We start from the raw sequence: 14,094 nt of genomic DNA, 5'->3' as shown, positions 1-14,094 counted from the left end.
GGCAAGACCTAGGCGGGCGCGCGAAAATGCGCAAGCGCGCCGAAGCCGGGAGGACGGGGAAGGAAGATGGCGGCGCAACGTGCGGTCGCGCTCTGCGCGGATGATTACGGCCTCTCCATGGGCGTCAGCCTCGGCATTCTCGAGGCGCTGGACGTCGGACGGCTGACGGCGGTCTCGGCGCTCACCAATGTCGATCGCTGGCCGGCCATGGGGCGCGAGCTGGCGCGCCGCCGCCATGACGCCGACATTGGCGTGCATTTCAATCTGACGCTCGGGCGTCCGCTCACCAATATGCCGAAATTCGCGCCCGGCGGCGTGTTTCCGCCGCTGCGCGAGGTGATTCGCGCCGCCATGCGCGGAAAGCTGCCGATGGAGGAGATCCGCGCCGAGATCGACCGTCAGATCGACCGCTTTTACGCGGTGATGGGCCGAGCGCCGGACCATCTCGACGGGCATCAGCATGTCCATGCGCTGCCCGGCGTGCGCACGGCGCTGTTCGACGCGTTGGAGAAGCGCGGCCTCACGGGCGAGAAGCTGTGGCTGCGCGACGCCGGCGATCGGATGCATCGCATCGTGATTCGCGGCGCCGACATGCGCAAGGCCATGGTGGTCCGCGCCATCGGCCGCGGCTATCGGCGCGAGGCGGTGGCGCGCGGCTTTCTGCTCAACGAAGGCTTCGCCGGCTTTTCCGATTTCGATCCGCGCAGCGATTACGCCGCGCAATTCGAAACCTATTTGCGCGCGCCCGGCAAGCGGCATCTGGTGATGTGCCATCCCGGCCGCGTCGACGAGGATTTGCGCGCGCAGGACCCGGTGACGGTGACGCGCGAGCAGGAGCTCGCCTTTCTGCTCTCGCCGCGCTTCGAGGAAGTGATGCTCAATCGCAGCGCGTCGCTCGCGCGGCTGCGACGCGAGGTGTGATACGGCTTCGCCCGATCGGCTCGCATCACGCGCGGATCAGCCGATCTCTATATCGAGGCCGAGATCCAGCGTTTTCGCGGAATGCGTGAGCGCGCCGACGGAAATGAGATCGACGCCCGTCTCCGCTATCGCCGCGATCGTCTCCAGCGTGACGCCGCCGGACGCCTCCGCGCGCATTGCGCCGCCGATCAGCGCGACCGCGGCGCGCAAAGAATCGGGCGCCATATTGTCGAGCAGCACGATATCCGCGCCTTCGGCGCGGACCTCCTCGAGCTGCGCGAGCGTGTCGACCTCTATCTCTATCTTCACCATATGGCCGGCGAAGGCTTTGGCCGCGCGCAATGCGGGGCCGACGCCGCCGGCGACGGCGATGTGATTGTCCTTTATCAGCACCGCATCATCGAGGCCGAAGCGGTGATTGGCGCCGCCGCCGCAGCGCACCGCATATTTCTCGAATGCGCGCAGCAGCGGCGTCGTCTTGCGCGTGTCGCAGACCTTGGCCTTCGTATGCGCGATTTTCTCCGCATAGCGCGCCGTGAGCGTGGCGACGCCACAGAGCCGGCCGAGGAAATTCAAGGCGACGCGCTCCGCCGAGAGAATGGCGCGCGCCGGGCCTTCGATATGGGCGAGAACATCGCCCTCGCCGATGCGCGCGCCGTCCTGCGTCGCGGGCGTGAAGACGACGGCGGGGTCGACGAGGCGAAAGGCGGTCGCCGCCACCGCGAGGCCCGCGACGACGCCGGCTTCGCGCGCGGCGATGACGGCGCGGGCGCTGGCGGTCTCGGGGATCGTCGCCTGAGTGGTGATGTCGCCGGCGCGGCCGAAATCCTCGGCGAGAGCGGCGCGCACGGCCTCTTCTACATGCAGGGCGGGGAGCGTCCAGGGGGCTGTCATCGCGGCGTCCGAGCTGAAGCGAGCCTGAAGGCTCGCGGTCCGAGGCGCGCGCTGGACTGCGAGCCTTCAGGCTCGCATCGACGGCGCTGAGACGCGATCATCTCAGCGCCTCCTCGGCGATAGCGCGCGCTTGCGCCATCGTCATATAGGAGCGATGCGCGAGCGCGTCCTCGGCCCGCGGAAAATCGGAGCGGAAATGCGCGCCGCGGCTCTCGCGCCGCGCCAGCGCCGCGCTCGTGGCCAGCAGAGCGGTCAGCGCCATATTGCGCAATTGCGCATTGGCTGTCGCCGCCTCTATGCGCAGGATCGCCCGCGCCGCGCGCGTGAGCCCGATCGCATCACGGATAACGCCGACATCGCGCGCCATCACATCGCGTAATTCATCGACGAGGCTCTGCTCGGGCGCGTCGGCCGCGTCGGACGACGGGGCGGGGGCGGGCGCGGCCTCGATATTCTGCTCGCCTATGTCGTTCGCGATGCGCGCTGCGAACACCACGGCCTCGAGCAGGGAGTTGGAGGCGAGGCGATTGGCGCCATGCACGCCGGTGGAGGCGACCTCGCCGGCCGCCCAAAGTCCGGCGAGCGACGTCCGCCCGCGCGCGTCGGTGGCGACGCCGCCCATGTGATAATGCGCGGCGGGCGCGATCGGAATGGGCGCGGTCACAGGATCGACGCCGCCGGCCATGCAGCTCGCATAGACGGTCGGAAAGCGCGCGGGAAACTCCGCGCCGACAGTAGCGCGCGCATCGAGAAAAGCGCCGCCTCCCGCTGCGATCGATGCGAAGACTCCGCGCGCGACAATGTCGCGCGGCGCGAGCTCGGCGGCCGGATCGATCTCCGCCATGAATCGATGGCCGGCGCGATCGACGATGATCGCGCCTTCGCCGCGCAGAGATTCCGTCGCCAGCGGCGCTGGATCGACGCCTATGTCGATCGCGGTCGGATGGAATTGCACGAATTCGGCGTCGGCCACGAGCGCGCCGGCGCGCGCCGCCATTGCGAGGCCGATTCCGCGCGCTTCCTTTGGATTTGTGGTGACGCGGTAGAGATGGCCGATTCCGCCCGTCGCCAGCACTGTGGCGGGCGAGAGAAAATCGTGCAAAAGGCCGTCGCGGCCGCGCGCGCGCAGGCCGATGACGCGACCATCATGGGTCAGCAATTCCTCCGCGGAAAAGCCTTCCAATAATTCGATGGAAGGCGTCGCGCGAACGGCGGCGACGAGCGTCTCCATTATCGCGCGGCCGGCCGTGTCGCCTTTCACGCGCACGATGCGCCGCTCGGAATGAGCGGCCTCGCGCGAAGGCGTGAATTTGCCGTCGGCGCGATCGAAAGGCACGCCATAGGAGAGAAGATCTTCGATGCGCGCGCGGGCTTCGCGCGCCATGCCGAGCGTGACGTCCGCATCGACGATGCCGGCGCCGGCCTTCAGCGTGTCCTCGGCGTGGCGCTCCGGCGAATCCGTGTCGAGCACGGCCGCGGCGACGCCGCCCTGCGCCCAGAAGGACGCCGCGCCTTCGTCGATGGAGCCTGGAGTGAGCACGCGGACGCGGCGCGGCGCGAGCTTCAATGCGCAGAAGAGGCCGGCGAGGCCGCCGCCGACGATGAGGATGGGAGTCTGTGTCACGTTGAACGCTCCCGAGCGTGCGCCGCGCCCCCTCCCTCACCCTCCCCCGCCTTGCGGGAGAGGGGGCGGCGGGCGTTGCGGGAAATGTCGATGACGCGCGGAATCTGCTCCCTCTCCCGCAAAGCGGGGGAGGGGTGGGGAGGGGGCGCGCCGATCATCAGTCGATCGCTACGGCTGCGAGCTTGGCGAGCGCCTCGCTCTCCTTGGCGATGGCCGCCGCCACCAGCGCGCGCGTGCGCTCCGGCAAGGGCAGGGCCAGCGCGGCGCCATGGCCCTTGGGCGACATTTTGCACAGCGTCTTGCCGAGGATGTCGACGATCTTGTCGTCGTCATAGTCTTTGTATTTCTCGTGGAAGTCGTCGAAATAATGCTCGAGGAAGACGATGGCCGCGACATTCTCCAGCGCTTGGGAATCGCGATCCTTCTTCAGCTTCTCCTTGCGGATGATCGCGCCGACATGCGCGATCTCGTCTTCCGCATAGCCCTGAGCGCGCATGAGCTCGCCGACGAGGCGCGCGTGATGCGCGCGGCACTCCTTGCGCCAATCATTGTAGCCGTGGCGGCCGAGCGGGAAGCTCTCGCGCGGAATATCCCAGCGGCGCAAATGCTGCGCGCGCGTCGCGATTTGCAGCAGTTCCGAGGCGTCGGGATAGAGCGCGGCGAGGCGCGCCGTCATGCGCTCGGCGTAGACGATCTCGAAAGCGCGCTCGGCGCCGTCGATCGTCACTCTGCGCGGATCGTCGGCGTTGGCGGCGTCGATCGCTGCGATCAGAGCCTCGTATCGAGCCGTCATGGCCGCGCTCCTCGAGAGATGCGAGCCTGAAGGCTCGCGGTCCAATGTGCGCCCGGGACCGCGAGCCTTCAGGCTCGCAAATCCATCACCCCAGATCGATCATCCGCTGCACGGAGACGCGCGCGCGCGCGGCGATCAGCGGATCGACCGTCACCTCCTCGCGGATGTGGACCAGCGCGTCGAGAATCTTCGGCAGCGTGATGCGCTTCATATGCGGGCAGAAATTGCAGGGGCGGATGAACTCGGTTCCCGTCGTCTCGGCGGCGACATTGTCGGCCATGGAGCATTCGGTGACGAGCAGCACGCGCGCCGGCTTTTTCGTGCGCACATAATCGATCATCGCCGCGGTCGAGCCGGCGAAATCGGAAATCTCCACCACCTCGCGCGGGCATTCGGGATGGGCGATGATCTTCACGCCCGGATGATCGGCGCGATAGGTCTCGAGCTCTTCCGCGGTGAAGCGCTCATGCACCTCGCAGGCGCCGCGCCAGGCGATGATCTTGACCTTGGTCTGCGCGGCGACATTCTCGGCGAGATAGCGGTCGGGCAGCATGATGACGCGATCGGAGCCGAGGCTCTCGACGACCTTCAGCGCATTGGAGGAGGTGCAGCAAATGTCGACCTCCGCCTTCACATCGGCGGAAGTGTTGACATAGGCGACGATCGGCACGCCCGGATATTCGGCGCGCAGCGCGCGAACGTCGGCGGCGGTGATGGAGGCGGCGAGCGAGCAGCCGGCCTCGAGATCGGGCATGAGCACCACTTTCTCGGGGCTCAGAATCTTGGAGGTCTCGGCCATGAAATGCACGCCGCCCTGCACGATGATCTCGGCGTCGGAGGTGGCGGCGAGCTTGGCGAGCTGCAGGCTGTCGCCGACGAAATCGGCGACGCAATGATAGATTTCCGGCGTCTGATAATTATGGGCGAGAATGACGGCGTTGCGTTCCCGCTTCAGCTCGTTGATCGCCTTCACATAGGGCGCGTGATACGCCCATTCGATCGCCGGCATGACCTTCGCCACCCGCTCGTAGAGATGGGCGGTCGCGGCCTCGACCTCCGTGCTCCAGGCGAGATTGGGCATGGGCAGCACGGGAAAGCGCTGCGCCGCTCCGACGAGCGCGCCGATGGCGGGCGCATCGAGGCGCTTCTCCGGGAAGGTGAGGGTCATGGACCTTGCTCCATCCTCACTTATGCTCAATTCGAGCATAAGTCGGTCGATCAAAATCTCCTTCGGGCGCCGCCCGACGGAGGCTTATTTTGTAGCTTAAGTGTCATGGCGCGTTTGAGCAACCCTCGCCAACCACTCTTCGCGCTACAGATATGCTCGCACTGAGCATATGTCAATCGGCTCGAGGGCGCGCGCCGCTGTGCGAGAATTCGCGCAAAAAAGCCCAGGGCCGGGGGGCGGCCATGGGCTGTCGCGTCTCGACTGAACGCCTTTATCGGGCGAAGACGGCGCCCTTGCGCTTCAGATAGTTGCGGTCCACATAGCCGGACTTGCCCTCATAGGTGACCTTGCACCAGCTGGTCATCCAGCCCTTTTGGCAGGCGGAGGCGGCGACCTTCTGGCCCGGCGGGATTTGGGCGATGGCCTTCCAATTTCCGCCGGGGCCGGAGCGCACGGTTGTGGTGTCGCGGGTGACGAGCGGGGCGACGATGACATTCTTCATCGTCGGCTCCAGCGTGTTGGCGGCGACGAAGCCGCGCTTGCCCTTGTAGCGGATCTGGCACCAATCGTGTTTCCAGCCCGGTCCGCAGTTGTCGAGCCGTATCTTGGCGCCGGCCGGGATTTGGGCGATGACCGGCCAGCGTGCGCCGGGGCCGGAGCGCATGTTGGAGAAATCCGTGGCGACGGTGGTCGCCGCCATGGCCGTGGCGGCGCAGAGGGAGAGAGCCGCCGCGAGAAGCGGCGAGCCGAGCCGAATTTGCATGGCGATCTCCTGTTTCGTGAAAAATTCGGGGAAAGAGCGTCTCTGAGACGGGCAAAGGCGAGAACTCTTTTTCATCCCCTTTGGTTCCGCCGTCGCTTTCGAGCGATCGTCTCGAGGATTTCTCAACCATGAGCGCGCGGCGGGAAGGCTGGCCAGCGCGCCGGAAACTGTTATAGACGGCGGCATGCCGCAAAAACCGCATCCCGCCTTCCCGCATCGCCATCTGCTCGGCATAGAGGGGCTGTCGCGCATCGACATTCTCACTCTGCTCGATATGGCGGAGGAGGCGATAGAGGTCTCCCGCCAGGTGGAGAAGAAGCGCGCCACGCTACGCGGCCGCACCCAGGTCAATCTCTTCTACGAATCCTCGACCCGCACGCAGGCCTCATTCGAGATCGCTGGCAAAAGGCTCGGCGCCGACGTCATGAACATGTCGGTCGCCAATTCCTCGGAGAAGAAGGGCGAGACGCTGCTCGACACGGCGATGACGCTCAACGCCATGCGGCCGGATATTTTGGTGGTGCGCCACGCCCGCGCCGGCGCCGTGCATCTTCTGGCGCGCAAGGTGGATTGCGCCGTGGTCAACGCCGGCGACGGCGCCCATGAGCATCCGACGCAAGCGCTGCTGGACGCTTTGACGATCCGCCGCCACAAGGGCCGCATCGAGGGGCTCACAGTGGCGATCTGCGGCGATGTGCTGCATTCGCGCGTCGCGCGTTCCAACATCATTCTCTTGAGCGCGCTGGGCGCGCGGCTGCGCGCGGTCGGCCCCTCCACGCTCGCGCCCGATTCGCTGTCGCGGCTCGGCGTCGATGTGTTTCACGATATGCGCACGGGGCTCGCCGGCGCGGATATTGTGATGATGCTGCGGCTGCAGCGCGAGCGCATGAATGGCGCCTTCGTGCCGAGCAGCCGCGAATATTTCCATTTCTTCGGCCTCGACGAGGAGAAGCTCGCCTATGCCGCGCCCGATGCGCTGGTGATGCATCCGGGCCCGATGAATCGCGGCGTCGAGATCGACTCGAGCGTGGCTGATGGCCCCCGCTCGCTCATAAGGGATCAGGTGGAAATGGGCGTCGCCGTGCGCATGGCGGTGCTGGAGGCGCTCGCGCAGCATCTGCCGAATGTGTAGTATGCGCCTGTTTCGCCGATCGCAGAGGGGCGCCGCATGGTCTTTGTCGTTCGCCTGATCACACTGTTTTCTGAAAGCCTGTTGCAGCAGTTCGTCAATGGCGTCGGCATCGTCGCCTTGATGGTCGCGCTGGCGGTCGGCTTCTTTCGCCTGTCCTGGTGGAAGAGCGCGCTGATTCTCACCTTCATCTTCGGCTTCGGCGTCGAATATCTCTTCGAAGGCTGGATCAAATTCTCCGACAAGGCGGAGAGCGCGAGCGAGCGCTGGCCTTGGATGCTCTTGATCTATTTCTTTATTGTCTTCGTCGCCTATTGGGTGGGCCGCTTCGGCCGCCGACATTTGGAGCGCCGCGGCAAGGCGGCGCCGCAAAAACCGCATACGCATTGACGCGGTTTCGGTGTGGATGCTTTGCATTCCACATGGGTCGTCATTGCGAGGAGCAGAGCGACGAAGCAATCCAGGAGCCCGCCCTATGGCCCTGGATTGCTTCGCTCGCAATGACGGGCGATCCGAGCCGATGCGGCCCGGATCGCCGGGGCCGGGATCAGACGCCCTCGAACAGCGCGGTCGAGAGATAGCGCTCCGCGAAGTCGGGGATGATCAGCACGATATTCTTGCCTTCCGCTTCCGGCCGCGCGGCGATCTCGAGCGCGGCCGCCACGGCGGCGCCGGAAGAGATGCCGACCGGAATGCCTTCGAATTTGGCGAGCTGGCGCGCGGTGTCGAAGGCCGTCTGATTGCCGATGGTGATGATCTCGTCGATGACCGTGCGGTCGAGAATCGGCGGCACGAAGCCCGGGCCGATGCCTTGAATCTTATGCGGTCCCGGCGGACGGCCGGACAGCACCGCCGAATCCTCGGGCTCCACGGCGACGACCTTGAGGCCGGGGCGGCGCGGCTTCAGCACCTGGCCGACGCCGGTGATGGTGCCGCCGGTGCCGACGCCGGAGACGAAATAATCGATCTCGCCTTTGGTGTCGTTCCAGATTTCCTCGGCCGTCGTGACGCGGTGGATCTCGGGATTGGCCGGATTCTCGAACTGTTGCGGAATGACCGCGTCGGGGTTTTCAGCGGCGAGCTCGGTGGCCTTGGCCACGGCGCCCTTCATGCCCTGCGCGGCCGGGGTCAGCACCAGCTCGGCGCCGAGCACGGCGAGAATGCGGCGACGCTCGATCGACATGGATTCCGGCATCACCAGAATGAGGCGATAGCCGCGCGCGGCGGCGACGAAGGCGAGCGCGATGCCGGTGTTGCCGGAGGTCGGCTCGATGAGCAGATTGCGGCCCGGCGCGATGCGACCGCTCTTCTCCAGCGAGTCGATGAGATTGACGCCGATGCGGTCCTTGACGCTGGCCAGCGGATTGAAGAATTCGAGCTTGCCGAGAAGATTGGCCTTGACGCCCTTCTCCTTGGCGAGACGGTCGAAGCGCACCAGCGGCGTATCGCCGAGCGTCTGCGTGATCGAATCATAAATGCGGCCGCGCCCCGGTTTTTCCGAACGGACGTAAATCGGCGCCGATACTGCCTCTGACATTGGGTGCTCCTGGAATAGTGTTGGTCGCTGACGCGCTTGTCGCAGAGCTTATCCTGCAATGGCTTCTTCGGCCACCCGGCGCGCGCGGGGAAAAGCGATGGGCGGGGCGGTTTCCAGCGGCAGAGCGGTCGTCGCCTTGATCCGCTCCATGGCGAAGCGCGACACGACATTGCGCAGAGGCGCGATCGCGATCAGCCGCTTGTAGAATTCGTCGAAGGCGACCATGTCGGACACGACCACGCGCAGCATGTAGTCGACGTCGCCGGCCATGCGATAGAACTCCACCACCTCCGGCATGGCCGCGACGGCGCCGGTGAAACGGTCGAGCCAGGCGTCCGAATGCTCGCCGGCCACGATGGAGACATAGACGCTGAGGCCGAGGCCGAGCTTCTCGGGCGAGAGCAGGGCGACCCGGCCCTGCAGAACGCCGCTCGCCTCCAGCCGCTGAATGCGCTTCCAGCAGGGGGTTTGCGACAGCCCGACCTGCGCCGCAATGTCGGCGATGGAGAGGGAGGCGTCCTCCTGAAGTATCGAAAGAATGTGGCGGTCGATGGCGTCCATGGCGCGTCCCGTGGCTTTCGAGAATGATTTTCCTATAGTCCACAAAAATACTATAACATGTCAAGGTAAGAAGTTGCGCTCGAGCCGGATGGGCCGGGCTGTGACGCCAGCGTTACCAATCCCGCTCCCAACCGCGAAATTGGCGAGTGGAGGGCGGCGCGGCCGGCGAAGGGGCGTTCGGCCGCCATTTTTCGATGTGTTTTATAGGCTGTAGAAGAAAACCATCATTCGGCTCCGCGCGGCTGGACCCTGGGCGAGCGGGCCGCCAGTGGACAATAACCGCGCAATGGCGCCATTTTGCTGTAGAATCCGTTCGCCGGAGAATAATTAACCCCTGACGCCGGCGAGGCGGATGCGAGGAGACGCCGCTCGATGTTGACGAAGAAAGCGAAATACGGATTGAAGGCGATGGTCTATCTGGCCGGCTTCGAGCCGGGGCGGACGGCGCTCGTCACCGATATCGCCGCGGCGAATCAAATCCCCAAGAAATTTCTCGACGCGATCCTCGGCGAGCTGCGCAACGCCGGCTTCGTCCATTCCAAGAAAGGGAAGGGCGGCGGCTACACGCTGGCGCGCGCGCCGCAGGACATGCGGGTCGGGAACATCATCAGAGTGCTGGACGGGCCGCTGGCGCCGATCCAATGCGCCAGCCGCACCGTCTATCGCCGCTGTGACGATTGCGAGGACGAGGCCCGCTGCACCGTGCGCCTGCTGATGCTGGAGGCGCGCGACGCCATCGCCAATGTGCTGGACAATCGCACGCTGGCGCAGATGCGCGCGCTCTCCGAGGGCGATCCCGCCGGCGCTCTGCTCGGCGAGCTCGAGCGGAATTGAGGGGAAGGCGCCGGGCCGCCATGGACATGGGCGCGGCGCGAACCTATAAAGCGCACGGCCGAGCTCTTGCAGCGCGGCGAAGCGAATGCGTTCGGCGAGAGGAGCCGGCCCGTCCGAACGCCTTCTTTGGAATTTTGGCGTCTTTCATGAGGCGGGGCGCCCGCGGCGGACCGGCGGCCGTCGTCGAGACCCCCCGCGAGAGGCCGGCGCGACGCCGGAAGGTCGATGGCCGAAGCTGCTGAGCTCCACGCAGAGACGAATTCGCAACAAGGCGCGGCGACCGCCGCCCTGCGCCAGACGATGGTCGAGCGGCAGCTGCGCACATTCGACGTGACGGATCTGCCGCTGCTGCGGCGCTTCCTCACTGTGCCGCGCGAGATTTTCCTGCCGCACGACCTCGCTCCGCTCGCTTATTCCGATCTCGCGCTGCGGCTCGAGAACGAGCATGGCCGCCCCGGCCGGGCGCTGCTGCCGCCGCTGGTGCTCGCCCGCCTGTTGCAGGACGCCGGCGTTCGCGAGACGGATCGCGTGCTCGACATCGCCGGCGGCACTTTCTACTCCTCGGCGCTGCTGTCGCCGCTGGCGCGCGAGATCGTCGCCCTCGAGGACGACGCCCGCCTCACGGCGACGGCGCGCTCCTATCTGCAATTCGTCGGCGCGGCCAATGTGCGCGTCGAGACCGGCCCGCTCGCGGCCGGCGTTCCCGCCGCCGCGCCCTTCGACGTCATCATCGTGCAGGGCGCGGTGGAGGCGGGCCTCGATCGTCTCTTCGAGCAGCTCACCCCCGACGGCCGCCTGCTCGCCATCGCCAAGGCGGAGCCGGACTCCGGCTGGGCCGTCACCCGTTTCGATCGCTCCGGCGGCGCCCCGGCCGGCGCGCGCGCTCTGTTCGACGCTTCCGCTCCCGTTCTGGAAGGCTTTGAAAAAGCGCCGGGTTTCGTGTTCTGAGGGCGAGCGTTCCAAAGCCTTCGTCGTTTCGGCTTGGAATCGCCCTGTTTCGAGCGTCGTGTTCCGTGAGTAGGCCGTAGGGCTCGCCCCGCGCTCTCGTCGAGCGCCGGGCGCGCTTTGTTCCAGAGCGGGTCTTTGTGGAATGCGTATCGTCGAATTGCGTCCGTCGTCCTGGCTCGGGCTGTGGCTTTTCGTCCTCGGCCTCGCGTCTCCGTCCGCGGCCGGCGCGGAGACGCTGAAGGAGGCGCTGGCGCGCGCCTATCACGGCAATCCCGATATGAATCAGCAGCGCGCCAATGTGCGCGCCAAGGACGAGGACGCGCCCAAGGCGGCCGCCGGCATGCGTCCCAAGGCGAGCATTTCGGCGAGCGTCGGGCCGCAGAACTCCAACATCAAGATTCCCGCCGGCCGCAGCCAGCTGACCGGCCAGCGCACCTATATGTACGACGAATATGTCGGCTATCCGCGCGGCGCGACGCTGAGCCTCTCGCAGACTCTCTATGACGGCGGCCGCACCGGCAATTCCGTGCGCCAAGCCGAATCGGGCGTCTACGCCGCGCGCGAGGGGATGCGCCTCACCGAGCAGGCGACGCTGCAGAACGGCGCCACCGCCTATATGAATGTTCTGCGCGACACGGCGGTGCTCGATTTGCGCAAGAACAATGTCGCCGTGCTGGAGCAGCAGCTCGAGCGCACGCGCGACCGATTCGCAGTGGGGGAGGTGACGCGCACCGACGTCGCCCAGGCCGAATCGACTCTCGCTCAGGCGCGCACCGAGCTCTATGGCGCGCAAGGGCAATTGAAGACCAGCGTCGCCACTTATCGGCAGATCATCGGCGCCGAGGCGAAAAATCTGCAGCCGGCGCAATCGGTCGAATCGCTGCTGCCGAAATCGCTCGATCAGGCCATCGCCGTCGCCATCGTCGAGCATCCGGGCGTCGTCGCCGCGCAACATCAGGTGGATGTCGCCGCTTCTGCGGTGAAGGTCGCGGAAGGCGCGCTGGCGCCGACTCTCTCGGTCGCCGCGCAGCTCTCACAGCAATATGATTCCTTTCTCGGTTCGCCCGCGACCCGGCAATTCTCCGCCGGCGCGAGCGGACGGCTCGATGTGCCGATCTATCAGGGCGGCGCCGAATACGCGTCGATTCGCCAGGCCAAGGAGCAATTGGGCCAGGCGCGCTTCAACGCCGATCTGCAGCGCGACAGCGTGCGCGCCAGCGTCGTCTCCAGCTATGCGCAGCTGGAGACGGCGAAAGCCTCGATCGTCTCCGGCCAAGCCGCTGTCAAGGCTGCGGAAATCGCTCTGCGCGGCGTGCGTGAGGAGGCGCAGGTCGGACAGCGCACCACGCTCGATGTGCTCAATGCGCAATATGCGCTGCTCAATGCGCGCGTCTCGCTCATCATCGCGCAGCGCGATCGCGTCGTCGCGTCTTACGCGGCGCTCGGCTCCATAGGGCGCCTCTCGGCCGACAGCCTGAAGCTCGATGTCGTCGCTTATGATCCGACGACGCATTTCGAGCAGGTGCGCGGCATGTGGATCGGCGTCGACTCGCCCGCCGAGCGCTGAGCGCCGCGCGACGAGGCCGCGCTGCGTAAAAAATCGTGTGCATACACCCTTACGCACAACCCCTGTGGTTTTACCAAAGGGGGGAATCATCCGATGATGCGACTCGACGCTCGAAGTGAGCGGAGAAGAATAGCGCGCGGCGATGATATTGCGGAGCCGTCGCCGCGAGACGGGAAGCAGCACATCTCATGAGCGCAATGAACGCTTCGATCACCGCGCCGGCGCTCGACGCCGAGCGCCGGTCGCACGAGCCGTCGATGGAGGAGATCCTCGCATCGATCCGGCGCATCATCGCCGACGACGACGCTTTGCCCGCCGCGAGGCGCGACAAGGAGAAGCGCCCGGCCGAGCCGCCGCAGCGCGAGGAGGCGCCGCCCGCGCCTGCGCCCGCCTTGCGCGCGCCCGTCGCCGCTCGTCCTGCGGCGCCTACGCCGATCGCCGCCGCGCCGGATCCGGCTCCCGTCGCCGTTCCCGAGGCCGAGCCCGCCAAGCCCGCCGAATTCTGGCTGCGGCCGGCCGCCGCTCCCGAGGCGGAAGCCGCGCCGGCTCCCGAATCGGCCGATCAGAGCCGCTGGTCCGAGGACACGGCCGAGGAGGTCGTGGACGAGACGCTCGACGAGCCCGTCGTCGCGGCGGCCGAGGAGCCCTATGTGCAGGACATAGCGGATGAGCCGGTCGAGGAGCAGATGATCGCGAGCATCGAGCCGAGCCCGGCCGAGCCGGCCAATGACAGCGACCCCACGCCGCTCGTCTCGACCGACGCGGCCATGTCGATCGGCGCGCATTTCCAGGCGCTGGCGGCGAGCATCGTCATCAGCGAGGCCGATCTCATCGAGCGCTATGCGCAGGACATGTTGCGGCCCATGCTGAAGCAATGGCTCGACGACAATCTGCCGCATCTCGTCGAGCGCCTCGTGCGCGCGGAGATCGAGCGGGTCGCGCGCGGGCGGCGCTGATCGCCGATTCGGCGAGACCCAGGCCGTTAACGACGCTTATACAATGTTCGCGCAAAGTGGCGGCATGTTCGCTCGTCATGTTCTGCGCTCTTTCGTGATCCCCCTGCTGCTCTACGGAGCGGCGGGGCTCGTGGCGAGCTATTTCGTCTGGCACGGCGTCAACGGCCAGCGCGGGCTCAAGACCGGCGTCGAATATGAGCAGCGCATCGCCGAGCTGCGCGCCGAGCTCGGCGGGCTGAAGGCCGAGCGGGCCCAATGGGAGCGGAAGCTCGCGCTGGTGCGCGGCGACGTCGTCGACGCCGATATTCTGGACGAGGAGGCGCGTCTGGTGCTCGGCCGCGCGCATCGCAACGACATTGTGATTCTCACGCCGCCTGCGCGTCGCTGAGGACAGCGCCG

General features: G+C 66.6%; 15 protein-coding genes. 8 read left to right on the top strand and 7 right to left on the bottom strand.

The features are described 5' to 3' along the window. Positions 1 to 66: 66 nt before the first annotated feature. Positions 67 to 921, top strand: a complete 855-nt coding sequence (locus tag ACT53T_RS04825) for a ChbG/HpnK family deacetylase (protein ID WP_476160347.1) — start codon at positions 67 to 69, stop codon at positions 919 to 921. 36 nt (positions 922 to 957) lie between these two features. Here the strand turns inward: ACT53T_RS04825 and nadC are convergent, their stop codons facing one another. The 5 genes from nadC to ACT53T_RS04800 all read right to left on the bottom strand — a co-directional run bounded on the left by nadC (position 958) and on the right by ACT53T_RS04800 (position 6,163). After that, the gene (gene nadC, locus ACT53T_RS04820; RefSeq protein WP_476160346.1) at positions 958 to 1,815 is read right to left on the bottom strand and encodes a carboxylating nicotinate-nucleotide diphosphorylase; all 858 of its coding nucleotides are present in this window, start codon (positions 1,813 to 1,815) and stop codon (positions 958 to 960) included. A 97-nt stretch (positions 1,816 to 1,912) separates the two neighbouring features. Continuing rightward, positions 1,913 to 3,439, bottom strand: a complete 1,527-nt coding sequence (locus tag ACT53T_RS04815; RefSeq protein ID WP_476160345.1) for an L-aspartate oxidase — start codon at positions 3,437 to 3,439, stop codon at positions 1,913 to 1,915. 157 nt (positions 3,440 to 3,596) lie between these two features. Beyond that, positions 3,597 to 4,232, bottom strand: a complete 636-nt coding sequence (locus ACT53T_RS04810; protein WP_476160344.1) for a DUF4202 domain-containing protein — start codon at positions 4,230 to 4,232, stop codon at positions 3,597 to 3,599. Between the two features lie 85 nt (positions 4,233 to 4,317). Continuing rightward, a complete protein-coding gene (nadA, locus tag ACT53T_RS04805; protein ID WP_476160343.1) occupies positions 4,318 to 5,400 on the bottom strand; it encodes a quinolinate synthase NadA in 1,083 nt (360 codons plus the stop codon). Positions 5,401 to 5,671: 271 nt separating this feature from the next. Further along, positions 5,672 to 6,163 carry an SH3 domain-containing protein gene (locus tag ACT53T_RS04800; protein WP_476160342.1) on the bottom strand — a complete coding sequence of 164 codons (492 nt, stop codon included), beginning with the start codon at positions 6,161 to 6,163 and terminating at the stop codon, positions 5,672 to 5,674. A gap of 184 nt (positions 6,164 to 6,347) precedes the next feature. Between ACT53T_RS04800 and ACT53T_RS04795 the strand changes: the two genes are divergently transcribed. Further along, positions 6,348 to 7,295 (top strand): aspartate carbamoyltransferase catalytic subunit, encoded by a 948-nt coding sequence (locus tag ACT53T_RS04795; RefSeq protein WP_400768897.1) that lies wholly within the window; start codon positions 6,348 to 6,350, stop codon positions 7,293 to 7,295. Between the two features lie 36 nt (positions 7,296 to 7,331). Further along, positions 7,332 to 7,682: a hypothetical protein gene (locus ACT53T_RS04790; protein WP_400768895.1), complete on the top strand. Its 351-nt coding sequence runs from the start codon at positions 7,332 to 7,334 to the stop codon at positions 7,680 to 7,682. A 157-nt stretch (positions 7,683 to 7,839) separates the two neighbouring features. Here ACT53T_RS04790 and cysK read toward each other — a convergent pair whose 3' ends face one another. Both cysK and ACT53T_RS04780 read right to left on the bottom strand, forming a co-directional pair. Next, positions 7,840 to 8,829: a cysteine synthase A gene (gene cysK / locus ACT53T_RS04785; RefSeq protein WP_476160341.1), complete on the bottom strand. Its 990-nt coding sequence runs from the start codon at positions 8,827 to 8,829 to the stop codon at positions 7,840 to 7,842. Between the two features lie 48 nt (positions 8,830 to 8,877). Further along, positions 8,878 to 9,390: an Lrp/AsnC family transcriptional regulator gene (locus ACT53T_RS04780; RefSeq protein WP_018266094.1), complete on the bottom strand. Its 513-nt coding sequence runs from the start codon at positions 9,388 to 9,390 to the stop codon at positions 8,878 to 8,880. Positions 9,391 to 9,762: 372 nt separating this feature from the next. Between ACT53T_RS04780 and ACT53T_RS04775 the strand changes: the two genes are divergently transcribed. The 5 genes from ACT53T_RS04775 to ACT53T_RS04755 all read left to right on the top strand — a co-directional run bounded on the left by ACT53T_RS04775 (position 9,763) and on the right by ACT53T_RS04755 (position 14,083). Then, the gene (locus ACT53T_RS04775) at positions 9,763 to 10,224 is read left to right on the top strand and encodes an RrF2 family transcriptional regulator (RefSeq protein WP_018266093.1); all 462 of its coding nucleotides are present in this window, start codon (positions 9,763 to 9,765) and stop codon (positions 10,222 to 10,224) included. A gap of 225 nt (positions 10,225 to 10,449) precedes the next feature. Then, complete coding sequence (locus tag ACT53T_RS04770) at positions 10,450 to 11,172, top strand: protein-L-isoaspartate O-methyltransferase family protein (protein ID WP_476160340.1); 723 nt, start codon at positions 10,450 to 10,452, stop codon at positions 11,170 to 11,172. Between the two features lie 142 nt (positions 11,173 to 11,314). Then, entirely contained in the window at positions 11,315 to 12,739 is a 1,425-nt protein-coding gene (locus ACT53T_RS04765) for a TolC family outer membrane protein (RefSeq protein WP_476160339.1), read from the top strand. A 188-nt stretch (positions 12,740 to 12,927) separates the two neighbouring features. Next, complete coding sequence (locus tag ACT53T_RS04760) at positions 12,928 to 13,695, top strand: PopZ family protein (RefSeq protein ID WP_476160338.1); 768 nt, start codon at positions 12,928 to 12,930, stop codon at positions 13,693 to 13,695. A 43-nt stretch (positions 13,696 to 13,738) separates the two neighbouring features. Further along, positions 13,739 to 14,083 carry an FtsB family cell division protein gene (locus tag ACT53T_RS04755; RefSeq protein WP_476160337.1) on the top strand — a complete coding sequence of 115 codons (345 nt, stop codon included), beginning with the start codon at positions 13,739 to 13,741 and terminating at the stop codon, positions 14,081 to 14,083. Positions 14,084 to 14,094 lie beyond the last annotated feature (11 nt).

It is taken from the genome of Methylosinus sp. DMC45, assembly GCF_056313885.1.
The sequence above is the reverse complement of the archived record's forward strand: the minus strand, read 5'-3'. Positions and strand labels throughout refer to the sequence as shown.